Origin of the sequence: Metalysinibacillus jejuensis (genome assembly GCF_003057615.1) — a bacterium.
Classification (GTDB): Bacteria; Bacillota; Bacilli; order Bacillales_A; family Planococcaceae; genus Metalysinibacillus; species Metalysinibacillus jejuensis.
This window is the reverse complement of the sequence record NZ_QAFW01000016.1, coordinates 1-25899: the sequence shown is the minus strand read 5'-3', so window position 1 is coordinate 25899 and position 25899 is coordinate 1. Positions and strand designations below refer to the sequence as shown.

General features: G+C 39.5%; 27 protein-coding genes. 6 read left to right on the top strand and 21 right to left on the bottom strand.

All coding sequences use genetic code 11. The annotated features are described in order from the left end of the window. Nucleotides 1–2 precede the first annotated feature (2 nt). The 5 genes from pstC to DDE80_RS07200 form a co-directional block, all read right to left on the bottom strand. Nucleotides 3–947 carry a phosphate ABC transporter permease subunit PstC gene (pstC, locus tag DDE80_RS07220; RefSeq protein ID WP_108306997.1) on the bottom strand — a complete coding sequence of 315 codons (945 nt, stop codon included), beginning with the start codon at nt 945–947 and terminating at the stop codon, nt 3–5. 65 nt (nt 948–1012) lie between these two features. Further along, entirely contained in the window at nt 1013–1981 is a 969-nt protein-coding gene (locus DDE80_RS07215; RefSeq protein WP_108306996.1) for a PstS family phosphate ABC transporter substrate-binding protein, read from the bottom strand. 165 nt (nt 1982–2146) lie between these two features. Further along, entirely contained in the window at nt 2147–4342 is a 2196-nt protein-coding gene (locus tag DDE80_RS07210; RefSeq protein ID WP_108306995.1) for a peptidoglycan D,D-transpeptidase FtsI family protein, read from the bottom strand. A gap of 148 nt (nt 4343–4490) precedes the next feature. Then, nucleotides 4491–5096, bottom strand: a complete 606-nt coding sequence (locus tag DDE80_RS07205) for a superoxide dismutase (protein ID WP_108306994.1) — start codon at nt 5094–5096, stop codon at nt 4491–4493. 117 nt (nt 5097–5213) lie between these two features. Continuing rightward, a complete protein-coding gene (locus DDE80_RS07200; RefSeq protein ID WP_108306993.1) occupies nt 5214–5696 on the bottom strand; it encodes a DUF456 domain-containing protein in 483 nt (160 codons plus the stop codon). A 113-nt stretch (nt 5697–5809) separates the two neighbouring features. Between DDE80_RS07200 and DDE80_RS07195 the strand changes: the two genes are divergently transcribed. The 3 genes from DDE80_RS07195 (at nt 5810) to DDE80_RS07185 (ending at nt 8085) form a co-directional block, all read left to right on the top strand. Then, on the top strand, nt 5810–6322 hold the full coding sequence (locus tag DDE80_RS07195) for a DUF1189 family protein (RefSeq protein WP_108306992.1): 513 nt from the start codon (nt 5810–5812) through the stop codon (nt 6320–6322). 94 nt (nt 6323–6416) lie between these two features. Continuing rightward, the gene (gene ispG / locus DDE80_RS07190) at nt 6417–7523 is read left to right on the top strand and encodes a flavodoxin-dependent (E)-4-hydroxy-3-methylbut-2-enyl-diphosphate synthase (protein ID WP_108306991.1); all 1107 of its coding nucleotides are present in this window, start codon (nt 6417–6419) and stop codon (nt 7521–7523) included. Next, on the top strand, nt 7516–8085 hold the full coding sequence (locus DDE80_RS07185; RefSeq protein ID WP_108306990.1) for an LNS2 domain-containing protein: 570 nt from the start codon (nt 7516–7518) through the stop codon (nt 8083–8085). The genes ispG and DDE80_RS07185 overlap by 8 nt, the downstream gene beginning before the upstream one ends. Nucleotides 8086–8135: 50 nt before the next feature. Here the strand turns inward: DDE80_RS07185 and DDE80_RS07180 are convergent, their stop codons facing one another. After that, nucleotides 8136–9230: a methionine biosynthesis PLP-dependent protein gene (locus DDE80_RS07180; protein ID WP_108306989.1), complete on the bottom strand. Its 1095-nt coding sequence runs from the start codon at nt 9228–9230 to the stop codon at nt 8136–8138. Between the two features lie 293 nt (nt 9231–9523). On the opposite strand from DDE80_RS07180, the gene DDE80_RS07175 reads away from it, so the two are divergent. The 3 genes from DDE80_RS07175 (at nt 9524) to DDE80_RS07165 (ending at nt 11811) form a co-directional block, all read left to right on the top strand. Next, nucleotides 9524–10705: a YbfB/YjiJ family MFS transporter gene (locus DDE80_RS07175; RefSeq protein ID WP_108306988.1), complete on the top strand. Its 1182-nt coding sequence runs from the start codon at nt 9524–9526 to the stop codon at nt 10703–10705. Between the two features lie 55 nt (nt 10706–10760). Next, a complete protein-coding gene (locus tag DDE80_RS07170; protein WP_108306987.1) occupies nt 10761–10991 on the top strand; it encodes a CsbD family protein in 231 nt (76 codons plus the stop codon). A gap of 97 nt (nt 10992–11088) precedes the next feature. After that, nucleotides 11089–11811 (top strand): metallophosphoesterase family protein, encoded by a 723-nt coding sequence (locus DDE80_RS07165; protein ID WP_108306986.1) that lies wholly within the window; start codon nt 11089–11091, stop codon nt 11809–11811. Nucleotides 11812–11831: 20 nt separating this feature from the next. Here DDE80_RS07165 and cyoE read toward each other — a convergent pair whose 3' ends face one another. The 15 genes from cyoE to DDE80_RS07090 form a co-directional block, all read right to left on the bottom strand. Further along, entirely contained in the window at nt 11832–12764 is a 933-nt protein-coding gene (gene cyoE, locus DDE80_RS07160) for a heme o synthase (protein WP_108306985.1), read from the bottom strand. A gap of 247 nt (nt 12765–13011) precedes the next feature. Next, nucleotides 13012–13647, bottom strand: coding sequence for an alpha/beta hydrolase (locus tag DDE80_RS07155; RefSeq protein ID WP_108306984.1), 636 nt, complete (start codon nt 13645–13647; stop codon nt 13012–13014). A gap of 13 nt (nt 13648–13660) precedes the next feature. Then, nucleotides 13661–14221 carry a DNA helicase gene (locus tag DDE80_RS07150; RefSeq protein WP_108306983.1) on the bottom strand — a complete coding sequence of 187 codons (561 nt, stop codon included), beginning with the start codon at nt 14219–14221 and terminating at the stop codon, nt 13661–13663. Nucleotides 14222–14241: 20 nt separating this feature from the next. Continuing rightward, complete coding sequence (locus tag DDE80_RS07145) at nt 14242–14949, bottom strand: tetratricopeptide repeat protein (protein ID WP_108307022.1); 708 nt, start codon at nt 14947–14949, stop codon at nt 14242–14244. 72 nt (nt 14950–15021) lie between these two features. After that, nucleotides 15022–15495, bottom strand: a complete 474-nt coding sequence (locus DDE80_RS07140; protein ID WP_108306982.1) for a thioredoxin family protein — start codon at nt 15493–15495, stop codon at nt 15022–15024. Between the two features lie 67 nt (nt 15496–15562). Beyond that, nucleotides 15563–15859, bottom strand: coding sequence for a YpoC family protein (locus DDE80_RS07135; RefSeq protein WP_108306981.1), 297 nt, complete (start codon nt 15857–15859; stop codon nt 15563–15565). Then, nucleotides 15852–16517, bottom strand: coding sequence for an endonuclease III (gene nth / locus DDE80_RS07130; RefSeq protein ID WP_108306980.1), 666 nt, complete (start codon nt 16515–16517; stop codon nt 15852–15854). Before nth ends, DDE80_RS07135 begins: the two co-directional genes overlap by 8 nt. A 10-nt stretch (nt 16518–16527) precedes the next feature. Continuing rightward, nucleotides 16528–17244, bottom strand: a complete 717-nt coding sequence (locus DDE80_RS07125; protein ID WP_108306979.1) for a DnaD domain-containing protein — start codon at nt 17242–17244, stop codon at nt 16528–16530. 54 nt (nt 17245–17298) lie between these two features. After that, nucleotides 17299–18594, bottom strand: a complete 1296-nt coding sequence (asnS, locus tag DDE80_RS07120; RefSeq protein WP_108306978.1) for an asparagine--tRNA ligase — start codon at nt 18592–18594, stop codon at nt 17299–17301. Between the two features lie 27 nt (nt 18595–18621). Then, nucleotides 18622–19815, bottom strand: coding sequence for a pyridoxal phosphate-dependent aminotransferase (locus tag DDE80_RS07115; protein ID WP_108306977.1), 1194 nt, complete (start codon nt 19813–19815; stop codon nt 18622–18624). Next, on the bottom strand, nt 19812–20312 hold the full coding sequence (locus DDE80_RS07110; RefSeq protein ID WP_108306976.1) for a cell wall elongation regulator TseB-like domain-containing protein: 501 nt from the start codon (nt 20310–20312) through the stop codon (nt 19812–19814). Before DDE80_RS07110 ends, DDE80_RS07115 begins: the two co-directional genes overlap by 4 nt. 36 nt (nt 20313–20348) lie before the next feature. Further along, complete coding sequence (dinG, locus tag DDE80_RS07105) at nt 20349–23111, bottom strand: ATP-dependent DNA helicase DinG (RefSeq protein ID WP_108306975.1); 2763 nt, start codon at nt 23109–23111, stop codon at nt 20349–20351. Between the two features lie 6 nt (nt 23112–23117). Continuing rightward, complete coding sequence (locus DDE80_RS07100; RefSeq protein ID WP_108306974.1) at nt 23118–24311, bottom strand: hypothetical protein; 1194 nt, start codon at nt 24309–24311, stop codon at nt 23118–23120. Beyond that, complete coding sequence (locus DDE80_RS07095) at nt 24304–25149, bottom strand: hypothetical protein (RefSeq protein ID WP_108306973.1); 846 nt, start codon at nt 25147–25149, stop codon at nt 24304–24306. The genes DDE80_RS07100 and DDE80_RS07095 overlap by 8 nt, the downstream gene beginning before the upstream one ends. Beyond that, nucleotides 25146–25649, bottom strand: coding sequence for a sigma-70 family RNA polymerase sigma factor (locus tag DDE80_RS07090; protein WP_108306972.1), 504 nt, complete (start codon nt 25647–25649; stop codon nt 25146–25148). Before DDE80_RS07090 ends, DDE80_RS07095 begins: the two co-directional genes overlap by 4 nt. Nucleotides 25650–25899 lie beyond the last annotated feature (250 nt).

Here is a 25899-nt window from a genome sequence, read left to right as displayed (position 1 = left end):
TGTTAATACTCCTCTCTAAAGCGTTTTGAAATGTAATGGGCTAATAAATTCATTACGAGTGTAAAAATAAATAAGGTAAAGCCAACTGCATAAATTGAATAATAAATCGTTGTACCATAACCTGCGTCACCTGTTGCAACTTGTACGATATAAGCCGTCATCGTTTGCACAGAATCTGTCACACCAAAATCAAATTTCGGTGTAGAACCTGCCGCAAGTGATACGATCATCGTCTCTCCAATAGCACGTGATACCGCTAATACAACCGAAGCAGTAATACCTGATAAAGCAGCAGGTAATACGACCTTTAATGATACTTCTAATTTTGTAGAGCCTAAACCTAAAGCCCCCTCACGCATCGACTGAGGCACACTCGACATTGCATCTTCTGAGAGTGACGTAATCATTGGTAAAATCATAATACCAACGACGATACCTGGGCTTAAGGCGTTGAATACTTTCAGCGACGGTATCAATTGTTGAAGTACGGGTGTAACAAAAGTAAGTGCAAAGAAACCATATACAATTGTAGGTACGCCTGCTAATACTTCTAAAATAGGTTTAATCACACGACGCGCATTATCGCTCGCATACTCACTCAAATAAACAGCTGAGGCAATACCTAAAGGTACAGCTACAATAATAGCGATGAAAGTGACTTTTAACGTACCAACAATTAGAGGCAATATGCCGAACATTGGCTCTTTACTAGAGAAAGGTAACCACTCTGTGCCGAATAAATAGTCAGTAATTGATACTCTCTGAAAAAATTCAAATGTCTCAAAAATTAAAGTGAATACGATAGCAAATGTAGTAAGTACTGACAATGTTGCAGCTGTAAATAATAAAATTGGCATTAGCTTTTCAATTAATCGCTTCATACCTTTACCTTGCGTATCGGCAATCATTTGTTGCACACTAGGGTCGCTAGGTTTATGCAAACTCATAAATAACTCCTCCTACTTCATACATAAGTAGGGGCGTGAATATCACACCCCCATCTAAGTGTTGCTTATTTTAATGCTTCTAGCTTAGCGATTTCTTCATCATATTTTTCTTGTGGTAAGCTCACATAGCCTACAGCGCCAGCCATTTCGCCAGCATTTTCTAATAAGTAATGAATGAAGTCATAAGCTGCTTCATTATCTTTCATTGCTTCATTTTTTACATACGTAAATAATGGACGTGATAATGGTGAATACTCTTGAGATTCAATTGTTTCTGCCGTTGGTTCTACACCATTCACTTTAACAATACCTAACTTATCTTTATTTTCTAAGTAGTACGCATAGCCGAAGAAGCCAATGGCATTTTTATCACCCGCTACACCTTGTACTAACATATTATCGTCCTCTGATAATGTAGCTGTTTTCACTAAATCTTCACCATCTAAAATTACTTCATCAAAGTAATCATAAGTACCTGAATCTGTACCTGGTGAATAGAAAATTACTTTATCTTCAGGCCATGATGGATCAATATCAGACCATTTTTTCTCGGTGCCGTCTTCAATCCATAACTTTTTAAGTTGTTCTACTGTTAAATCTTTAGCCCAATCATTATCTGGGTGAATTACTACAGACAAGCCATCATAGGCTAATGCTAGCTCTGTAAAAGCTACTCCTGCATCATCTAATTTTTGTTTTTCTTCATCTTTAATGTTACGTGAAGCATTTGAAAAATCAGTTTCCCCAGCGATGAATTTTTCAAAACCGCCACCTGTACCTGAAATACCAACAGACACTTTCACATCAGGTTGAGCGCCTGCATACTCTTCAACAACTGCCTCTACGATCGGTGCTACTGTAGAAGAACCATCCCCTGCTACAGAGCCTTGTAGTTGTTTCTCTGTATCCGTTTGTTCTGTTTCTTTATCTGCTGTAGTGCCGCCTTCATTTGCTGTATTACCGCCACCACATGCACCTAGCATTAGTGCTGAGCCTAATACGGCTGTCATCGTTAAGTACTTCCATTTTTTCATTGTTCATTGCCTCCATGACATATAATTAAAGTTTTACCTTACAATCCTCACTATACGTCTGCATTATTGATAGCATATAAATAAAATGTTAAGAGAATGTAAATGAATGTTGGGCTTTGTAAATAAAAAAGGGATCATACGCATCTCGTATGATCCCTCTATCACTTATTTCTCTTCACCTTCACGAATAACTTCTTCTGACCAAGCAGGTTGAATTTTCTTCGTTATATCAGGTGTAAAGTCGCCTGCTTTATTATGTTTTGCTTTAATCTCAAAGTAAGCATCCAGCGCCTTACGTGCAATATCACTCGCTGCTTGATCGTACCCATACGTGCTCGTTGTCATATATGGCATAACAACGGCATACGCTACCTCTGGATTATCATATGGCGCAAAACCAACATGTGTTAAGTTTAGCGTATATGAACCACGGTACTGTTCTTTATTGCCATAGTACTGCGTCTCAGCTGTACCCGTTTTACCTGCTGCTTGATACTTAGCGTCTGCAAAAAATGAACGCGCTGTACCATGAGAACCAGCATATACCGCTCTGAAGCCCGCTTTAACTTGATTGATTTCTGCCAAAGAATTATTAACACGATTAATAACTTGCGGTGTACGCTCTTCTAATAATTCGCCAAATACTTTACCATCAAGAGAAGGTTCACGTACTTCCTTCAGAATATGTGGCTTTACACGGTAGCCATCATTGGCAATGACTGATACATACTGGGCTAACTGCATTGGCGTATACGTATCGTACTGACCGATTGCAAAGTCCATCGCCTTACCTTTTTCTTGCAGGTTATCACTACCCTTAACACCAACTTGCTCATTTGGTAAATCAATGCCTGTTTTTACACCTAAGCCAAATTGATGATAAATATTACGCATTTTTTGATACGTATCATCTGCAATGTTAAAGTTCATACGTGGATAATAGTTACGAATACCACCAATGCGCATTGCTACATAGAACATATACACGTTTGATGAGCTTTCAAGTGCTGCAATATCATTCATCCAACGATTATTATAACCGTTAGTATTAGCTAAAGAACTACGTTTTTGTCCACCGATGAAAAGCGGTTGGTCAACGATGCCTTCTCCAATTTGGAAAGCGCCTTCTTGATAGCCACCTAAAACAGTAGCACCTTTAATAGTAGAACCTGCTTCATACGCCATGGTATATGCACCATAAGATATGTCTTGCATTTCGCCATCTTCAATTTGACGACCAATAACTGATAGTAACTCACCATTTTTAGGATTCATCATTACTAAGAAAGTACGGTCTAATAAATGTGAGCCATATCGTGTTTTTTGCTTGCGTAGTTCGGTCTCAACAATTTTACCAAGGCGGTCTTCTAACTCACTATCAATCGTTAAAACCAAGTCTTTACCTGGCTCGCCCTCGTAAACGGTCGCGGTATCTACTACTTTGCCAGATTTATCTGTAACGTTTTTTACAACCGCTTTTTTACCTTGCAGTAGTTCTTCATATTGGGCTTCAACGAAACTATCCCCAACGCGATCATTACGCGAATAATCTCGCGCTAAGAAGTAGTTAAGTTGATCATTAGGTATGCCGCGCTCTGGTGTTGTTGTACGCCCTAAAATCGCTAGAGGGGACAATTTGACACGCTTCCAATCTGTTGTGGTGTTGACACCAGGTAGTTCGGAAAGTCGCTCTGAGACACGAGCAAACTCCTCATCCGTTACATCTTCACTTTTAATAATTTGTGGTGATAAATTATAACCGGATACCATTTCACGATAAATCGCGAGCACTTCCATTTCGTGCCCCTCTAAACTTTTTAAGTCTTCATCGGTAATACGCTCACGTGTTAAGTCGTCGACTGCTTTTGTAAACTCTTTTTCACCCGCATCTCCAAACTGTGCACGTATTTTTTCACGCTCTTTCGCGGGTACTTTTTCCGCTGCTGCGTCAGGATTGCGTAAAATCCAAAAATCTTGTTTATCACGAAGCGTTACTTTTTTTGTCGGCTGTTCAATTAACATGGCTAATTGCTCCGCGACTTCTAGCATCTCTTCTTGCTTAGTCGTCTGCATCTTTGTATACGTAATCGCATTTTGTGGGTCGTTATCAACGAGCACGCGACCGTTACGATCGAAAATTCTACCGCGTGGCACACTCGTGTTTACAGGTACTTCTTCAGTACTCTCTACCATATTGACATAATACTCACCTTTGACGATTTGCAAATAGCCTAAACGGAAAATTAACGTGGAAAAAATTAAAAAAATACAGAAAAAAATAACGTTCATGCGAAAGTTAATTGTGGATTGTTGCTTTGCCTTCTGTTCTTTTGTTTTTCTGCTCGGCTCATTACTACGCATTAAACGCCCTCCTACTTCATTTCTACACATACATGTAAGTATACCACCCTAAAAGTGAAGTTTCACTATTATAACGGCTCGCCTATTGAAAAAGTTGCATAAAAAAACCGCCACTCTCAAGAAGAGAATGGCGGTTATATCATCTAAATTATTTAGCTGCAGCGAATTTCTCTGCTACAACGTCCCAGTTTACGATATTCCAGAAAGCTGCAATATAGTCAGGGCGACGGTTTTGGTAGTTTAAGTAATAAGCATGTTCCCAAACGTCTAAACCTAATACTGGTGTTTTGCCTTCCATGTAAGGAGAGTCTTGGTTTGGTGTAGAAATTACAGCGATTTCGCCGTTATCTACTACTAACCATGCCCAACCAGAACCAAAGCGAGTTGTTGCTGCTTTAGCAAACTCTTCTTTGAAAGCGTCAAAGCTACCGAATTTTTTATCAATTGCTTGTGCTAGTTCACCTGTTGGTGCATTAGCGCCACCTGGAGCGATAACTTCCCAGAATAATGTATGGTTAGCATGACCGCCACCGTTGTTACGTACTGCAGTTTGTTTATCTGCTGGAAGTGCATCGATGTCAGAGATTAAAGCGATAAGCTCTTTACCTTCAAATTCAGTTCCTTCGATTGCTGCATTTAAGTTCGTTACATACGTGTTATGGTGTTTAGTGTGGTGAATTTCCATTGTTTTCGCATCGATATGCGGTTCTAATGCGTCGTACGCATAAGTTAATTTTGGTAGTTCATGTGCCATGTTTAAGTTCCTCCTTGGAATGTAAGTAATAATTGCTACAACTTTAGATTATCAAAGTTGGTCAAACCATTCAATGAAAAAGCATCATTCTGTTACAATTCAGCCTTTTGACTGAAGTTATACGACTAGAATTATAAAAATAACGATCATAATCGTTTGAATGATACCCTTCGTTACAATAGATGTAAAGAAGCCTACAAGTGAGCCAAAACCACTGTACACCGCTTCTTTGAAAGTACTCTTTGTAACCAATAACTCTGCCGCTACTGCAAAGGCAAACGGAAAGATTAAAATCCCGAAAAATGGAATGATAAAGGGACCCACTATTAGCCCAATCGTACTTCCCCACATACCTGCCTTTGTTCCGCCAAACGCTTTAACACCAACTAGGCTAGCGATTGTGTCAGCAGCAAAGAGCACGATAACAAGTAGCACTTGCCCTAACCAAAACCACCATGGTAGCGCACTAAAGGTGAAAAACAAGCCGTATACGATAAACCCTGCAAAGATAAATAGTACCGACGGAATAATCGGATATATTAGCCCAATATAAGCGATTACAAACAGCGCAATAATGAGTGTCCATACGATGATTGTCATAGCGTTTCCCCCTCATTCCTTAGAAGTCTTTTCCCTCTTTTTACGCCCGTTAAAGCAAAAGGTTTCAAAATGCGTGAAAAGTCATGGTAAAATGACCGTTGGAGGAGAATCAGATGACCCATACACAACTTTTTATTATGAGCTTAACGAGCCCTAAAAAATTAGGAGCCGTACGCTTCATGCCAATCGGCAAAGTACTGCAATATGCTTTCCTATTAATAACGTTGCTAACGGTTTTTTCATTTGCACGTTTTACTACTGGCGTAGCTGATAGCACACTCGATATGAGTGGTTTGATGGAATATGTGGAGGACATTCGCTTTTTGCTATACCCTGTAGCTTTCATCTTATTATTTATCGTTAATACATTATTGATGTTTGCTCGCATTAGCCTCTATGCATTAGCAGGTACACTATTCATGCATACGATGAAGCGAAGAGGAGAATACCGTAACGTTTGGCGTACAGCAACATTTGCCATCACATGGGCTACGTTGCTCACAATGGTATTCGAATTTGTACCGTTGCCAACGCTCGTTTCTACAAGTATCGCCATTTTTATTACAATGTTATTTATTATTATTGGTTTAACGAAATACCCGCAGCTACCGCCTGCGACAAAATAGCAACTTTTAGCGGTTCTGCCTTGTCCTAAATTTGTGACACTGCTAAAATAGTTTGAGTGATGACCATGTATGGTCGAAAAAGGAGAGACTAAAAATGAGTGAAATTGTTCACCGTTCAAAAACACGTCCTGTACGTGTTGGTAATTTAACGATTGGTGGTAGTAATGAATTATTCATTCAAAGTATGACAACGACAAAAACGCATGACGTAAAAGCTACCGTTGCGGAAATCCGTCGTTTAGAAGAAGCGGGCTGTCAAATCGTACGCGTTGCTGTACCTGATGAGCGTGCGGCTGATGCCTTAGCAGAAATTAAAAAACGCATTACTATTCCACTAGTAGCAGATATTCATTTTGATTATAAGCTTGCTTTAAAAGCGATTGAAGCAGGCGTTGATAAAGTACGTATTAATCCAGGTAACATTGGTCGTCGTGAAAAAGTTGAAGCGGTTGTGAATGCGGCTAAAGCTAAAGGTGTACCAATTCGTATTGGCGTTAACGCTGGTTCACTAGAGCGTCATATTTTAGATAAATATGGCTACCCAACTGCTGATGGTATGGTAGAGTCAGCACTACACCATATTAAAATTTTAGAGGATTTAGACTTCCATGATATTATCGTATCTATGAAAGCCTCTGACGTTAACTTAGCGATTGAAGCCTATGAAAAAGCGGCACAAGCATTTGATTACCCACTACACTTAGGTATTACGGAGTCAGGTACACTATTTGCAGGTACGATTAAATCTGCTGCAGGACTTGGCGCAATTTTATCAAAAGGTATCGGTAACACACTGCGTATTTCATTATCTGCTGATCCAGTAGAAGAAATTAAAGTAGCACGTGAATTATTAAAATCATTCGGCTTAGCATCAAATATGGCAACGTTAATTTCTTGCCCAACATGTGGTCGCATTGAAATTGATTTAATTGCTATTGCTAATGAAGTTGAAGAATATATCTCAAAATTAAATGTACCTCTTAAAGTAGCTGTACTTGGTTGTGCAGTAAACGGTCCTGGTGAAGCGCGTGAAGCTGATATTGGTATCGCAGGTGCACGTGGCGAAGGTCTATTATTCATGAAGGGTAAAACAGTTCGTAAAGTGCCTGAGGAAACAATGGTAGAAGAACTGAAAAAAGAAATCGATAAGCTTGCCGCTGAAATGGAAGCAAAGCGCGATGAGGAACAAGCGAATGCGTAAACCGCGTTTTGGTATTGATATCGATGGTACCGTAACGACACCTGATACGTTATTGCCGCATATTAATAAAGCGTATAATGTAGCATTAACGCTTGAAGACATTAAAGAGTACGATTTTCTCTCAGCCTTCCCTCACCCGGTAGACCGTCAAGAGTTTGCAAATTGGTTTTTACAAAACGAACGTTATATGTACGAAGTGTCAGATATTTATCCCGACGCTAAGCAAGTACTTAATCATTGGTATAAAAAATACGAATTAATTTATATTTCTGCTCGCCATGATGTGTTAGTGGATGTCACGACAGAATGGTTTATGAAACAGCAAGTCCCTTATGACCGCATTGAATTAATTGGTAGTCACAATAAACTTCAAGCTGCTAAAGATGCTAAGGTCGAAGTATTCTTTGAAGATAAGCATGATAATGCTGTAATGTTAGCTGAATCATTAGATATTCCAGTGATTTTGTTCGACACACCGTACAACCGTGATAGTACGCCTAAGCAAGTCGTGCGCGTTAATTCGTGGCTACAAGCAGACGAATGGATTAAACGTAACTTTTAATACAAAAGGTCTTCAGAATGTGCATATTCTGAAGACCTTTTTATATGATGTTATAGCGTCGCTAATGCTTGTTCAATGTCTGTAATTAAATCTTTAACTTCTTCTACCCCTACGGAAAAGCGTAATAAACGATTGCATACACCACGTGCAACACGCTCTTCATAAGGCACATCGGCATGTGTTTGAGTAGCGGGATACGTAATAAAACTTTCAACACCGCCCAAGCTTTCCGCATAAATAATTAGTTTTAATTGACGTAAAAATGGATCAATCTGTTGCTCATCTTGCAAGCGAAACGCCAGCATCCCACCTTGCCCCGCATACAAGACATCTGTCACTTTAGGATGATTTTGTAAATAGTTCGCTACCGCTTTAGCGTTGGCATCATGTTGACGCATACGTAAATGTAATGTCTTCATACCTCTCATTACTAACCAACTATCTAGTGCTGATAACGCATAACCGCTCGTATTATGTAAGAAAGCTAATCGCTCGCTTAGCGCTTGGCCTTTACTTATGGCTAAACCAGCTAACACATCGTTATGCCCCCCTAAGTATTTTGTTGCACTATGGATAACAATATCCGCGCCTTGTGTTAAAGGACGTTGAAAATAAGGTGTTAAAAATGTATTATCGACTACTAATAAACAACCTTTTTGTTTTGCCAATTTGGCGAAATCTTCAATATTATAACAATGCATAAGTGGGTTTGTCGGCGTTTCTAAAAAAATCATTTTAACAGTAGGCGTAATTTTTGCAGCGACTGTGTCAATATTTAAGAAATCATCATAAATTACCGTGATATCGTAATTTTGTTTAAGGTGTTCAAAGAGGCGATATGTGCCGCCGTACAAGTCAGTAGGTACTATTACACCTTCTCCTGACTTCAGCAAGCTCATAACAAGTTGAATGGCAGCCATTCCTGAACTACATGCAAATGCTGCATCCCCCTCTTCTAAATTAGCAACACCTTCCTCTAAAACAGTTCGAGTTGGATTTTTTGTACGTGTATAATCAAACCCCGTTGATTCTCCTAAGCCATCATGCTTATAAGCTGTCGATAAATAAATTGGCGAACTGACCGCTCCAGTTCGTACATCTGTCTGGTTACCTAGTTGCACTAATTTCGTATCAATTGTCGTCATAGTTCTCGCTCCCTCATATACTCGTGAAGTTACGTTAGCACTGCATTATTAAATTAGCAATCATTTGTTTGAATATTTCATTAATTATTCACACAATACCATATACCGTAATAATTATGTCTAAATTGTGTCTTTTATGAAAAGCTTTTCATCACTTTCTTTATTTTTTCGTCTTTAATTCATTCAAATGCTGTTTTAAGTTGACTATTTCTTGTTTTGTATTGAATTTTCCGAATATTACCTCTATGATAAATAAATAAAATATTTTTTAACAATAACAAAGGGGTATGGTTATGAAAAAAAATCACATTGGGGTGGTAGTTGGTGGTGTGCTTTTACTCGTTGTAGCAATGGGCATTAGCCGGTTTGCTTTTACGCCTATTTTGCCTTTCATGCGTAAAGACGTAGGTTTTTCTGTAGAAACTGCAGGTTTTTTAGCATCAAGTAACTATGTCGGTTATTTTGTAGGTGCACTTTGGGCAGGCTTTATTACAAAAAATCGTAAAGGTTTTCTGCTTATTACGGTGTTAATAAATGTAGTCTCTATCGTATTAATGGGTATCATTGACTACTACAGTATTTGGTTATTGCTTCGCTTCGTGGCAGGGGTGACAGGAGGCTTAGTTTTCGTTTTAACATCCAGTATCGTTATGGATTATTTAGCACAACACTTTTTAGCTAGCTGGTCAGGCTACTTATTTGGTGGCATAGGTCTTGGCATTGCGTTTTCTGGCTTGTTTGTACCTTTTTTAGAGGCGAGTTACTCATGGAAAGGAGCATGGCTAGGATTAGGACTGCTATCACTACTTTGTGTTGTCACTACAGGTGTGTTATGGCGTAAGTTAGTCGTTCATAATATCGAAAAAGCACCTGCAGATGATCAAGCACCTAAGTTAACAAAAGGCTTTATGCCTTGGTTTATTGCGGCTTATGGCTTAGAAGGTCTTGGCTATATTATTACCGGTACATTTTTAGTTGATATTATTCATGGGATACCTGCTCTACAGTCGTACTCTTCAATAAGTTGGGTCATTGCTGGCTTAGCAGCTATTCCTTCAGCACCTGTATGGAGCATGTTAATTACTAAATACTCTCCTATAAAAATTTTATCCATCGCTTACTTATTACAAGTTTTCGGCATTTTATTGCCTGTCTTCTCACAATCCATTTTCAGTGTTTTTTTATCTGCCTTTTTATTCGGTATGACATTCGTAGGTATCGTTACGATGACAACTGGCTATGCTCGTCAGCTTTTCCCTACTAAAAGCGGACCGGTCGTCTCATTGCTTACTACATTTTATGCATTCGGCCAAATTATTGGTCCTATCGCTGCCGGCAAGTTAGCTGCATATTATAATAGTTATAATGCTGCATTATTATTTGCGGGAACTATCGTCTTCCTAGGTCTCGTGATTATGTGGATGGGTTGTATCGTTACGAAAAAAAATCCTTTAACTATAGTAAAAGATGTTTAAGACTTTGTCAGGTGGGGATAGATAATTAGACAAAGAAATAAAGGAGGACATGAATATGTCAAACAAATTTACAGATGATCTTAAAGGTACAGGTAATGAAGTAAAAGGTGAAGTAAAAGAACAATACGGTAAAGCTACTGGCGATGTTAGTAAACAAGCTGAAGGCAAATTTGACAAATTAAAAGGTGCGGCACAACATAAATTAGCCGACGCTAAAGAAGCAGTAACTAATAAAGTGGAAGAGTTAGAACAAAAGTTCGAAGCTAAAAAAAATAAAGATCAATAATACGTTAAGAAATGTCACGATTGAACAGTGGCATTTCTTTTCTTTTTCACTTCTTTTCTTCTATAATATAAGTATTACAATTAAAGGATTTGATAAAATGGGACGTATTTTAGCGGTTAGTGATATTCACGGGCAATATGCTATGTTAGTCGCATTATTAGATAAACTGCAACTCCAACCCTCTGACCATATTGTTTTTATGGGCGACTATGTTGACCGTGGTCCGAAATCAAAGCAAGTGTTAGAAGCCGTCATTGCAATGCAAGACCAACACCGAGCTACATTACTGATGGGTAACCATGAGGCCATCATGCTTCGTGCCTTTACGGCAACCCATACTAAACCTTGGCATCATTGGATTGATGTGTGTGGGGGCGTGGAAACATTGCAAAGCTACAATTTACGCGTAGAAGATTTTAACACGGAACAATTACCTCTACTCCACCAACTTCCTTCTGACCATATTTTACGTCATCATTTACAAGCTATTGAGCGTATGCATTATTATAAAGCTTTTGATGATGTTATTTTTGTACATGCTGGTGTTGATCCTCATTTACCAATAGAAGAAACACCGATTGCTACGCTTTTATGGATTCGTGACGACTTTCATAAAGGTTATCAAGGTACTAAAACAATCGTATTTGGTCATACTCCTACGTACCGCCTGCATCAAGATAAGACTAACACTACCGTTTATCAAGGTACCAATAATATTATTGGTATTGATGGAGGTGCGGTCTTTGGTGGTCAATTGCACGCGCTCGATTGGACGAATAAAAAAATTTACTCCATACATGCAAAAAGCTGTGTAGCGTAACAACGCCACACAGCTTTTTATTAATATAGTTTAAAAATGACACCAACAAGGCAATAAATAATAATCGTTGAAAATAAAATAGTCATGTGTAACAAAGAAAAGACAAACATCTTAGTTGCCCACTTTACTTGATCAGTATTCGTATGATAACCATAAATACTCATAATTAGCCATGCGATACTAAGCAGTAGTGCCACTAACATAATGCCAATACTCAATGAACCGAATAAAAAACTTAGTAGTATTAAAATAATTAAATAAAAGTTAGTCTGATAATACGTACGTTTCATACCCTTTGCAACAGGAAGCATCGGAATACTTGCTGCTTTATAATCTGCATGCTTACGAATCGCAATAGCGTAAAAGTGTGGCATTTGCCAAATTACCATTACACCGAATAAACCTAAAATCGCGGGATGTGTTAAATTCGTGGAAACTACGGCCCAGCCGATTAAAGGTGGCATAGCACCTGACAAACTACCGATTTCTGTATTATAAACTGTATAACGTTTTGTCCAAATTGTATAAGGACCAACATATAAAAATACACCTAAAAAACCTAAAAATGCTGCAAGTGGTGAAGCAAAGTAAAGGGTAAGTACACCGACAATTAACAAAACAATAGCTAAAATCGCCGTTGTTTTTACAGGCATTTGTCCGGTCACAGTAGGACGGGATTGAGTGCGTGGCATAATGGCATCAATATCTCGGTCATAAATATTATTAAATGCACCTGCTGAGCCAATTACTGCTGCACTGCCAATCGTCGCTAAAATAATAGAAACGATATAATCCATAATGTTAGCTTGCGTATGATAAAGTGCTAGCGCTAAACCCGCCCACATGGGAATTAAGTTAGACTTAATAATACCTGTTTTCACCGTTTGGGCTAACACTTCAGTCATTTTTGGTTGGAGTTGTGGCTCAATCGTCGTTTTTCCATTCTCTTGCATATACGTTAATTCCTTTTCCATTTGTTTTCATCAATCCAACTTTCTCAGGCAACCATCGCTGCCTTCCTATTCTACTCTTTTCTTTATCACATTGTATGCAAATAAGTAAAATTATGCGCTGCTCATGTTCAATCATTGGATTTGAAAAGCGTACGTCTTCTATAATAACATTGCTCGTTGAGAAAATGAATACGCAACCGCTCACAGTTGTGAAAACGATGTGTTTTATTTGTGAAATTTAACGTCGTTAAGCCATAATTTGTGTTATGAAGCGATTTAAATCTTCACGATTTTGAGCAGTCACACCATGCCCATCTTCATAGGTCATTAACGTCACAGAAGCATCACATGCTTCTAAAAACACCGTAGCTTCTTGCGCTTCTTTTAATGGATAAATATAGTCATAGATGCCATGTGAAATAAAGTAGGCTACTTGTGAAATATCTTTTTTCACATAATCCTCTTGGACAAACTTTGGTAAGAAGCCACTTAATGCCGCTACTGCTGTCACTTGATTACCTAAGACAAATGGACAAGTTAATGCTAATGCGGCCCCTTGATTAAAGCCAATAACATACACTTGCATCGGGTCAATAGTATAGTGCTGAAGTGCTTGTTCTACAAATTGGCTAAATGCAATAATTACTTTATCAAAAATCGCTCGTACAGGTTGTTCTTCTTCTCCAATGGCAAAAAAGGCAAAACCATCACCATGGGCAATTGGCCCACGTATCGCAAAAATATGCGCCGGATAATCATCAATTAGTTGTAGCAAATCTTGCTCATTACTGCCCATACCGTGCAGTAAAAATAGCGCTGGGTATTGTTTATTTGCTTGTTCGTTTTTTGGTGGATAATGTGTAAAGCTAAATGGTGTATTCACAAAATAACTCCCCTTATATCGTTAATGTTAATTGACGTGCAAATTGATCCGCATAGTACTGAACATAGCCATCAATTACGCGTAATGTTTCTGTAGCGTCACCTTCGCGCAATAGCTCACGTTGCTCTTGCATCGTACAAACCGTTAGAAAATCCACGCGTAAAGCGTGCGCAATTGACATGTACGCATAGTCATACATAATAATTTCTGGTGTTAATGCTTTTTTTTCATACTCTTCATGAAAGATAGGAATAAGCACTTCTCGTTGTTCTTCTACCTCTTGGCGCGCTTGCATTTGTCCTGTTAAAAGCTCCGTTTCAATTACAGCAGTAGAAAAATCAAGTTGACCTATTAATACCATCTTAAATGTAGTATACCAAACAGCAGCGTTGCGTTCATAATACGCTAAATTTAACATCAGTCGATCACAAAACATTTCTGTAGTACCATCTTTCTGTTTATCATCAATCGCTGCTTGAATAATTTTTTCGAAATTCTCAACCTCAGCATCCTTCACAAGCTGGTAAAAGCCTTGCTCTACCCATGCTGCAATTTGTTTTTGACGATCTTCCATTATGTCACTTCCTTGCTCATTTACGAAAACACATAGTTTTCCATTTCATCATATGTTGTTTGAATCGCCGCTCGTAACGATAATTGTTCTTCGCGGCATAACGTTAAAGCATGCTCTAGCGTTATTGCTGCATTCGCTAAAAAGGCTGGTTCTTGCAAATCTTTTGCTAGTTGCATCAATACGAGCGCCTGATTCCAATGCCAACGTGCATTTGTAGCATCTAATTTAATCGCTTGCTCTAAAAAACCTAGTGCGTCAAATGGCATGAAGCCAAAACGATGCATCGCTTGCCCTGTCAATCCCCAGTAAAGCCCTTTATTTGGATTAGCCGCTATCGCTTGTTCAAAACAATGAACCGCTTCTCGGTAATGATGCGCTAAAATAAATAACTCACCTTGCACCGCAAAACTCGTCGCTCGCTCTTCACTATTCCCTGTCTTTGCACGTTGTTCAAGTGCTGTAACACGCGCGGTGAACGCTGCTTCCTCTTTGTGCGAACGAATTTCTTGTACTTCGTCTAATACTTCATAGCTTTCATCTGCACGTTCAATTTCTTGACGCTCTAAATAATGTGTAATTTTAGGGTACTTCTCATATTCATATTCGGTAAATAATGCTACGTATTTTTCAGCTAAGGCACGCTCGTCTAAATCTTCTGATGTAGCCAGTACTCGCTTTGCTTCAGTAAAGCACTCCATCATCGCACCTTGATAAAAATAATCATTCATTTTGTGCACAATGTCACTCCCCTTTTACGTAAGTATAACAAAAAAATGCCGCACTGGGCGGCATTGTATCGCTTATTTTTTAGCATAAGGCGCTAAGAAAGCTCGCAAGTCTTCCTCAGGTAAATTCCCTTCGAAACGATTGACCTCTGCGCCACCGTCAAAGTGAATAAATGTCGGTGTAGCGGTAATACCATAATTATCCCACTCATCATATTCAAGCAAGTTAATTTGGTTTACTTCGATACCTAACTCATCTAAAATTGGCATTAAATTTGGTGTTAATGCACGGCAATGCGTACAAGTTGGGCTAAAGAAATAAGCATTTACTTCTTCACCACTATCAATTTTAGCTTTTAAATCTTCTGGTAATGTAATATGTTGATAGTTTTCATCTTTTAATAAGTCAATCGTTGGTTGTTGCAATTTTTTATCGCCATATGGATTATCATCGCTTGCTAATTTCTCTTTATTAGACATCTGTGTTAATACGATAATCGCAATAAGTAAGACGACTACGACGCCTCCGATAGCTACTAGCTTTTTCACAAAAAAGACCTCCTCAAATTCAACTCTTCTCGATTATAGTAATAATCACGCGAAAGGTAAACTATTTTTACTTGTTACGCTGAATACGTACGCGAGCAATACGCTTTTTTGTTTCCTTATACAACTCATCAAGTTGTCGATAGCAAGCGTATTGTGCGGGTCTTGCTTTAATAAAAGCTAAACGTTCAGCGCCATTTGTCGGTAGTAATTCCTCTGTGACAAATGATTCATAATGGGCAATCGCCTCTTCCATCGGCACCTTTACACCTTTATCTCGTGCGCTATGAAGGGTATGAATGACCTTTTGTAAAGAAAGCCATTCGTCATACCATATGTTTACAGCGTGCTCTGATAAATTACTCACTGCGCTTCACCAAGCCTTTACGAAAACGTTTTTGTCCTTCACGGCACACTGTAAATAATGGACAATGGTCACAGCCTGGGTTTTGTGCTTTACAGTGGTAACGTCCAAAAAATATAAGTTGATGATGCGTTTTCGACCATTCATCCATAGGTGTTTTTTTCATTAAAGTTTCTTCTACTTGTAACACACTATCCTTCCAGCGACATATGCCTAAGCGTTTAGATACACGCTCTACATGAGTATCCACAGCTAATGCTGGTACACCAAATGCGACAGATAATACTACATTCGCTGTTTTACGCCCTACACCTGGTAAACTTTCTAAACCTTCACGTGTAGCCGGCACTTGCCCATCAAATTCATCTAGTAGTTTTTGCGACAGTGCTTGAATGTTTTTCGCTTTATTGCGATATAACCCAATCGAACGAATATCTTGTTGTAACTCCTCAATCGACACAGCTAAATAATCTTCTGGTGTCTTATACTTCTCAAACAATGTTGCAGTCACGCGGTTCACTAGCTTGTCCGTACACTGTGCGGATAATAAAGTAGCAATTGTCAATTCAAAAGGATTACGATGAACAAGTTCACAATGAGCTTCCGGAAACATCTTATCCATCTCTGTTAAACAAAATTGCCATTGTTTAAGCGTTAGCATACTATCCCTCTCACTCTCTCTCTTCTAACCAATTATAAAACGGCACGTCATCATTAAAGTTTGATGCGCTAGATGACGCATGCATTGGCGCTTGTGTTTTCTCTCTAAACTGCGAGGTTTGCGCTTGGGCTTGTTGCGGTGTTTGAATGTTTTTCTTTTGCCATTCATACAAAATACGATCAATATATTTTAAACTCATTTTACCTGCAAGTACTGCCTCTTTTAAAGCTTGTTTAATGAGCGCCACCGAATGGCCATCTTCATCTAACCACTTACTAATCGTTTCAATTTCAATTGGAGAAAACAATCGTCCAAATTCCGTCTCAAACATGCTAAATAACATGCCTTCTTCATTGCTTTCTTGTTGTTTTACGACCTCATGTGCATCAAGTTGCACACGCTCTGTTAAACGTTCCCACAGAGGATATACTGAAAAAGTTTCATAAATAATACCGTTAGCGTCTGTCATCTGCGCAATTTCAAGCAAACCTTTTTGCATTAAGCGCTGTAAAATTGTTGAAATCGCATTCGTTGTTAACGTAGAGCGATGCATTAATTCTTGCGGGGTAGGAAAGTTATTGCCCTCTGTTTGAAATGCTAGCAAGTGCATAATAATAAGCGCTTCTTCATCTGTCATATCAATCGCTTTATAGTGTTGAAATAACAGTTGCGGAATTAGCACATGTTGTTGCTCTAACCAAACCCGAAATGTTTGTTCATTTGCCATACGAAAACTCCTTTAATGAAAAGAGGATGCCGCACAAGACGACATCCTTTTTATTTATGGATATAAGCGGTTAAGTAAGCGTGGGAATGGAATACTCTCACGCACATGCTCTGCACCACTAATCCAAGCTACCGTACGCTCTAACCCTAAGCCGAAGCCTGAGTGAGGCACTGAGCCTTGTTTACGTAAATCTAAATACCAAGCATAGGCATCTTCATCAAGATCATACTCTTTAATGCGTTGCTTCATTAACTCATAATCATGAATACGCTCTGAACCACCAATAATTTCGCCGTAGCCTTCTGGCGCAATTAAGTCGGCACATAGCACGACATCATCACGGTCTGGGTGCGGCTGCATATAAAATGGTTTAATTGCTGTTGGGTAGCATATAATAAATACAGGCATATCATAATGCTCAGCAATGGCTGTTTCGTGCGGTGAGCCGAAGTCATCGCCCCACTTAATATCATCAAAGCCCTCTTTGTGTAAAAACTCGATTGCCTCATCATATGAAATACGTGGGAATGGTGCTTTAATTTTTTCAAGCTTCGCTGTATCGCGACCTAAGCGCTCTAGCTCGATTTGGCAATTTTTAAGTACAGATTGCACGATGTAGGATACATACTGTTCTTGTACTTCTAAGCTTTCATCATGCTCAACAAACGCCATCTCTGGCTCAATCATCCAAAACTCGATTAAGTGACGACGTGTTTTTGATTTTTCTGCACGGAAGGTTGGCCCAAATGAGAATACTTTACCTAATGCCATTGCTGCTGCTTCCATATACAGTTGACCTGATTGTGATAAGTACGCATCTTCATCAAAATATTTTGTATGGAATAACTCCGACGTACCTTCAGGCGCTGAGCCTGTTAGGATTGGTGGGTCAACTTTTACAAAGTGATTTTCGTTAAAGAAGTTGTACGTTGCACGGATAATTTCATTACGGATTTTCATAATCGCATGTTGTTTACGCGAACGTAACCATAGGTGACGATTGTCCATTAAAAACTCTGTACCATGCTCTTTTGGTGTGATTGGGAAGTTATCAGCTTCATGAATGATTTCGATATCCTTCACTTGTAGCTCACAACCAAATGTTGAGCGCTCATCCTTTGTTACTTCACCAATCACATACATTGATGTTTCTTGCGTTAAACCTTTTGCCTTAGCAAAAAGCTCCTCGCCTGCTTCAGCTTTTACTACAATACCTTGCACAAAGCCTGAGCCATCACGTAATTGTAAAAATGCAATTTTACCACTTGAACGTTTATTAGCTAACCATGCGCCAAGTTTAACTGTTTCGCCGATATGGTTAGGCATATCTTGAATCATAATTTTTTTCATGTTGTCCTCCTAAGTTGCTTGAAAACGTTAGTCTTGCCATTTCGCTTTCACAAAAGTATCGATGCGACGAATCGCCTCTTCAATTAAATCAAGAGACGTTGCATATGACAAGCGAATTGTACGCGGTGCACCAAATCCTGAACCTGGGATTACCGCAACATTTGCTTCTGCTAATAATGCACTTGCAAACTCATCCACTGAAGCAAAGCCTGTTTTTTGTGCCGCTTCTGTTACATCAGGTAATAAATAAAATGCCCCTTGTGGACGAATTACGCTAAAGCCAGGGATTGCCTCTACTTGTGGAAATACCTTCTCTAAGCGTGCTTCGAATGCTTGTCGCATTTCTTCTACTGCATCTTGCGGGCCATTATAAGCTTCAATGGCTGCATATTGAGCCGTTGTTGTTGCATTAGATGTAGAGTGTGATGCTAAGTCTGTCATCGCTTTAATAATTGCTGCATCGCCTGCACCATAACCAATACGCCAGCCTGTCATAGAATGTGATTTTGCTACACCATTGACAACGATTGTACGTGCTTTCACTTCTTCAGAAACTTCAGCAATTGAAAAATGCTTAACGCCACCGTACACTAATTTTTCATAAATTTCATCTGAGACGATTAAAATATCTTTTTCGACAGCGACTGCTGCTAGCGCTGTTAACTCTTCTTTTGAGTAAATCATACCAGTAGGGTTACTTGGTGAGTTAATAATAACCGCTTTGGTTTTTGGCGTAATCGCATTGCGCAGTTGCTCAGGTGTCATTTTATAATTTTGTGCCGCTGTTGCCTCTACGTATACAGGTACACCACCTGCGATTTTTACTTGCTCTGGGTAAGATACCCAATAAGGAATCGGAATAATTACTTCGTCACCTTCATTTAAAAGAACTTGGAATAATGTGTATAAAACATGCTTAGCCCCTACGCCAACCATTACTTCATTTTGGGCATACGTTAAATTATTATCGCGTTGTAATTTATCGATAATCGCTTGTTTTAAGACTGGTAAACCGCCTGCCGGTGTATATTTCGTTAATCCTTTTTCCATTGAATCGATTGCCGCATCTAAAATATTGCGTGGTGTATTAAAGTCTGGCTCTCCTGCACCTAATCCAATTACATCAATACCTTCTGCTTTTAAGGCTTTCGCTTTAGCTGTAATCGCTAAAGTTGTTGATGGTGTTAACGTTTTAACACGCTCTGCTAATACATTTTTCACAAGTCATCATTCTCCTTAGTTACTGTAATGTGTTTCCATTCTTCTCCATTTTTCTGTTCATAATACATATAGTTTAAATCATCTTTGTTGTCTATATATGTAATCTCCCAAACAGCGCCGGGCTCCTCGTAGCCTAGCTTAGTGTGGAGTACACTTTTTACTTTAGCTTGCTCTTGTAACTGCATTATCGCTTCACTTTTAGAAATACCATCTGCGAGCCACACTTCTTGAATGGCTTTTTTCTTAAAGCTTGCTGGGACAAATACCGCTTTTCTCTCATTTTCTTCGTCGATGCCAAGCACGGTAATATAAGCTAAGGAACCATTATATACATAGGCATTGGTCACACCATTTACTAACCCTTGTTGTAATGCTAAGTTCGTCGCTTTCTTTTCCATCGTGCGGTAGCTAGATTGAGCACTAACGATAAGCATTGTACCGATAGCTAATACTACAATAATACTAGTTGTTAGCGTAACGATTACGCGTTTTTTCATGGTAGATCTCCTTCCTAGCCAAACAGCAAGTAAGCGCTATTTTTCATCGTTACTATTATACCAATTTTCAAGCTGTAACACCATATCCGTTAATGTAACTTTATGCACCGTAATTGCTGGTAATGCGTCTAAAAATGCTTGGCCATATGCCTTCGTTTCAATTCTGCGATCTAACACAATAAAAGCACCTTTGTCTTGTGAAGAACGAATTAACCGGCCAAAGCCTTGCTTAAAGCGTAGGATAGCTTCAGGTAAAGAAAGTTCATAAAATGCATTACGCCCTTGTGATGTCAAACGATTAGCTTGCGCTTTAAAAAGAGGAGCTTCCGGTGCTGAAAACGGTAAACGTACAACAATAACCGCAGCTAAAGCGTCCCCAGGTACGTCTACACCTTCCCAAAAACTATTCGTGCCAAATAGCACAGCACGTTGAAATTTTTGGAAAGATTTTAAAATGCGCATCCGACTGCCACTCGTCATGCCTTGTGCAAATAACATATAGTCGTGAAGTAATTCACTTTCTTGTATCAACTCTACCGTATCGCGCAACATTTGTTGTGAAGTAAACAACACAAAGCAACGTCCTTCTGTCGCTCGTACCGTACGTGTAACAGCGTAAGCGACCATCTCAATATACGCTTGTTGAGACACTTGTTGAATATCTGGCATATCAGTGACGATAAATGTACTTGCCCCTTCATAGTAACTTTTCGGTGCTTGCAATTGACACATTTTAGTCGTTGCTGGCAAGCCCAGTTGTTCGGTAATAAAGGTCGGCTGCTTAGGCACCGTCATCGTACCTGATGTGAAAATTCGTGCACAATTTCCGAGCTGTTGCATGGCATGCTGAATCACGGGCGCTACTTCTAACGGATACTGCATAATACGTAAGCTGCTAGGTACGCTACGACGATCTAATTCTAGCCAAGCTGCTTTAGCTGGAACTTGCGTTAAAAATAAGCTTGTCCACTGCTTAAGCATCTGCTCAGTTTGTTCGACAAAGTAGCACCAATTCGCTAAAATTTGCTGTTCACGTGAATTTAACTGCACAAGCTCGTTACGAAACTGTTTTGTCACTTCATGCGCACGGCTTAACCATGCATACATCGTACTTGCCACACGCTCATAATCCGTCGCTGGCATCGTGATTTGTTCAAGAAAAACCGTCTGTTTTGCCTCTTTTTTTATAAATTGCTCAAGCGCTTGCTTAGCTAAACGATTCGTAACGTCATCAAACTGAGTCACCATACGTGTGAAAAGTCGCTCAGTTTCGTGTAGCAAAAATGGGGAAACACGCTCATGTTTACGCGATGCTTCGTAAAGTGCCCGAAATACCCCTTCATCTTCATAATTACCAATTTGTCCAAAAATATATTTACTATGGGTATAGGAAAACAGCTGTGTCTCTCGATGCATGGCAGCCTGAATCAATTGATGCGCTTCATCAAAAATCCAACCGTCTACATTGGAAAAAATTGCAGAATGCGTCGTATGTGCCAGTACCATGGCATGATTCGTAACAATAATTGTCGCGTGCGCACATTGCTCAAGTGCATAGTGATAATAATCAAATGGCTTTGTTACTTTACTATCTTGGTCTTTACAGAGCTTATTTACTACTTGTTGACCGCCGCCGGTAACATTTATTTCGGTCGTGTCACCTGTCATCGTTTCCGTTAACCATACGAGTACTTGGAGAAGTGTCAACGTTTCATCATAACTTGGATTCGTATAAGTAAGCATAGTATCTACTTTTCGCAAGTCGATATAATTGCGCTTACCTTTCACCATCGCCACTGCGACTTCTGTGCCTAAAATTTGTTCAACTTTTGGTAGTTCTTCTGTAAACAATTGCTCTAACAAATGGGAGGTATAAACGCTAATCGCCACTTGTTTACCGTGACTTACCGCATAATTAATAGCTGGTAATAAATAGGCTAATGTTTTTCCGATACCGGTAGACGCTTCGATTACTACTTCCTGTTGCTGTTGCAAAGCTTCATACACTTCATCCATCATTTGAAACTGCGCTGGTCGCTTTTCAAAGTTTGGCCAAGTAGCGCGTAATAATTGCTCCTTGTCTTCTACCGTATTAGGATAGGCTATGATTTGTGCCTTTTTGATAGCAGGTACAAGTTTTTTTACAGCTAATTTCCCATAAGTCATGAATGCTTCATCAGCTAACTGTGTGCGTTTCCAAGCTAATACACCAAAAAAAAGTTGGGCAATCGCTGTTTTAGCGCCAAAGCTTAAGCGGTGCATGGCTGCTAAGGTAGCAGCGGGTAATTTTTCTAATTTTCGATAGCACGCAATGAGCAGTTCAGCTGTCGCTAAGGCATCCTCATCTGCCCGGTGAGCTTGTTGAAGTGTAATACCTAGCTCCTGTGCAAGATCCCCTAATTTATAGCTAAGTGCGCTCGGATACAAAATTTTAGCAAGCTCAACTGTATCAATTTTTTCACCTTGCCAGTGCGGTAGACCTACACGTTTAAACTCGGCTTGCAAAAAGGGCAAATCAAAATCCGTGTTATGTGCTACAAAAACACAACCTTCTAGCATTGCATAAATTTCTTTAGCATGCTTATGAAAAGGCTGCGCATCTTTAATATCTTCTTCTGTAATATGCGTTAAATCTTGAATAAAGAGCGGAATACTTCGCTCTGGGTGGATAAAGGTCGTAAACCGGTCTACTACTTGCCAATCACGCACAAAAACGACCGCAAATTGCATCATGCGGTCGCCATTTTTAGAGGAATGCCCCGTCGTCTCGATATCGACTACAGCATAAGTTTTTCCCATTATACTTCAACTCACAGTTCGCTTAATGTTTGCATTTATTTTATCATACTGTGCGTTGTTATGCTTACTTACACCTTTCTTTAACGTCTCAAGCACATCCTCAATTTGTACTAGTACGATAAACTGGTAACTACCAAAGCCAAAAGCCAATTTTGCGCGTGGTGCTATTGTTTTTGGCAATGGCTTCATATGCGTTGTAATAAACAAGTTTGCCCCTTTTGGTACATCAAGCGGTAGGTCCGCTTCGTCATAAGGCACACCATCTATGACAAGTCGCTCAAGTGCAACTAAATTACGATACGATTGAAATTTGCCTAAAGTTAATGCCTCTGTTGTTTTCACACTTATATTTGTTGCACCATCCGCAAATGATGCCCCCTGTTTCGTAAATTTTTCGTCCTCTAGTTGCGTTATTGTATGGTCAAAAGATAAATAACGGACACTACCATCGTCAAAAGCTAAGCGTGCTGTTGTTGGTAAAAATGTTGGCGATACAATGTAATGCATGACTTCTTGGCCATTATTTTGCCAAAGAATTTCGCCGCCACTCGATGCAGGAGCCGTAGCCTCAGCATCAAATGAAACCGTATCGAGTGATAAGTAAGGTTTAGAGACCGTATGCTCCACTACTTGTTGGTCAACACTTTGCGCCTTGTCTGACAAGCTAACTTGAGTAAGTGTTTCGTCTTGCGTCACAAAAGTAACAGGTAACTCACTTTTCGTCATATACGTAACTTCATAAACATATGGCGTAGGAAAGCTTGTATATATTCTGTAAAATGCGAAGGTTTGAATAGCAATACCCATCAGTAAAATAAATGTAAAGAACACCGGTGGTAGCACTGTTACTTGCCAAATAATAATGAGGAGCGTAATCATGATTAATAGTGCGCGCATATCAAGCCCACCATTAAGGGTGAAACTGTAAAGCACAATATTGACGATAAATAAGCCGTGGAGCCACCCTACTTTTTGAGATTTGATCTTAACAGCACTAGCATACAGTAGCCATAGCGCACCGAGTAGCACAAAGCCACCACTATAGCTCGGCAATGCATAGCTCACGAGGCTTAAACTAACAGACATCAGCACAACCCAAACCGCTAACGTATTAGTTCGAAGTAATACAAAACAGGCAATGAGTTGTGCAAGCGGATGTGGTAGTGCCATTAGCAGTAAACCAATAGTTAAGCTATTCATAATTTGCCTCCTCATAATAATCCCAAATAATTTTCCCTTGGTCCGTTGTAAGCACAATACGGTCTACCTGCTTTGTATGCGCAAGACGTAGCACAACGGTCTGATCTACAGGAAGTGTATATGGCAACGCCACTTGCTTACCATCAATATAAAGCGGGGCATCGCTCGCAATAGCCGTCAATGTAACAGGCTCATCTACTTTTAGCGAAAGCTCCCGCTGAAATAAACCTTGCATCGTCAATGCCTTGACGGTTGTTTTGGCATAAGGTTTAGTAAAAGGTAGTAACCCTTGTGATGTAGCAAGCGCTACATATTTTTTATTAACAGCAGGTGGTTGCGTAAATGTAATTTCATATACTACAGTATAGGCGTGCTGTTCTATTTGACGGATTGTGGCACGTTCGGCAATGGGCAGCAAACCAATATTTAAGCTATACACATCAAAATGGTCTTGTTTATTTACTTCTACATAAGCCGTTTGTAATGTGCTATCTGCGAGTAAGGTCGGCTTAATTTGGGCTGCTTGAAACACACTCACATTATAAATAATAACGACTACAAGTAACCCGGCGATGGCATAAACGATACGCTTGCGCCACCACGCTACTACTAAAGCAATGGCCACAATAACTGCTAAACCTCCTTGTAATGTAGTTGTTGTGTTATGACTAGCACTTGTTGGCGCAGTAGGCAGGGCAATCATACTAAAAAACAGGGCAGCAACCACAACTAACCATAAGGGATTAGCCATTTTATTTGGCGCGATACTCTGATTAATACGTCCACGTACAGCCCTTGGCACAGGGATTTCATCTACTTGTCGTTTAAAGTCCTTCATTCGCTCGCCTCCATTTCGTTGCGTAATTTTTGCAATGCGCGGTACAAAATTGTTTTTGTTGTGCCTAGTTTTAAACTTAACATTTCGGCGGTTTGACTAATTGTATAATCATAGTAAAAGCGTAAAATGATGACGTCTTTTTCTTGAGGTGATAGCACGCGTAAAACGTCAGCTAAAATTAATTGCGTAGGCTCCTCAATATGTACTGGCTCAGGTAAGTCATCATAGTCAACATATGTCATACGTCCACGTTTGCGTAAAAAATCATGAGCCGTGTTAATCACAATCCGAGTCAACCATGTCGTAAAGTGCGCTGGTGCTTGTAGCGTTGTTAATTTTTGATGCGCCTTCAACGCCGATTCCTGTACGACATCTAAGGCATCTTGTTCATGTTGCACATAAATATAGGCCATGCGATACATTTGGTCCTCATGTTGATAGAGTAATTGGCGAAAGGCTTTTTCATTGCCTTCTATCGCTCGCATAACGGTTTTCTCCACACCTCGCACCTCCTTTACTTATTAGACGTTAACTGTAAGCCCGAATTCAAAAAAATAAGCGCACCTGACGGCACGCACGACAAATGGCCAGCTTTCTGACGATTTTTTCAGAAAGCTGGCTTGTATGCTGCTTTGATCTTGGCGCATGTTGCTTGAATTTTGGCCGACCAAGGCATGTACTCTTGTAATAATTCAGGTTGCTGGTGAATTGGTAAATTCGGCAGTTCCATTAAAAGCTTTACCAGGTATT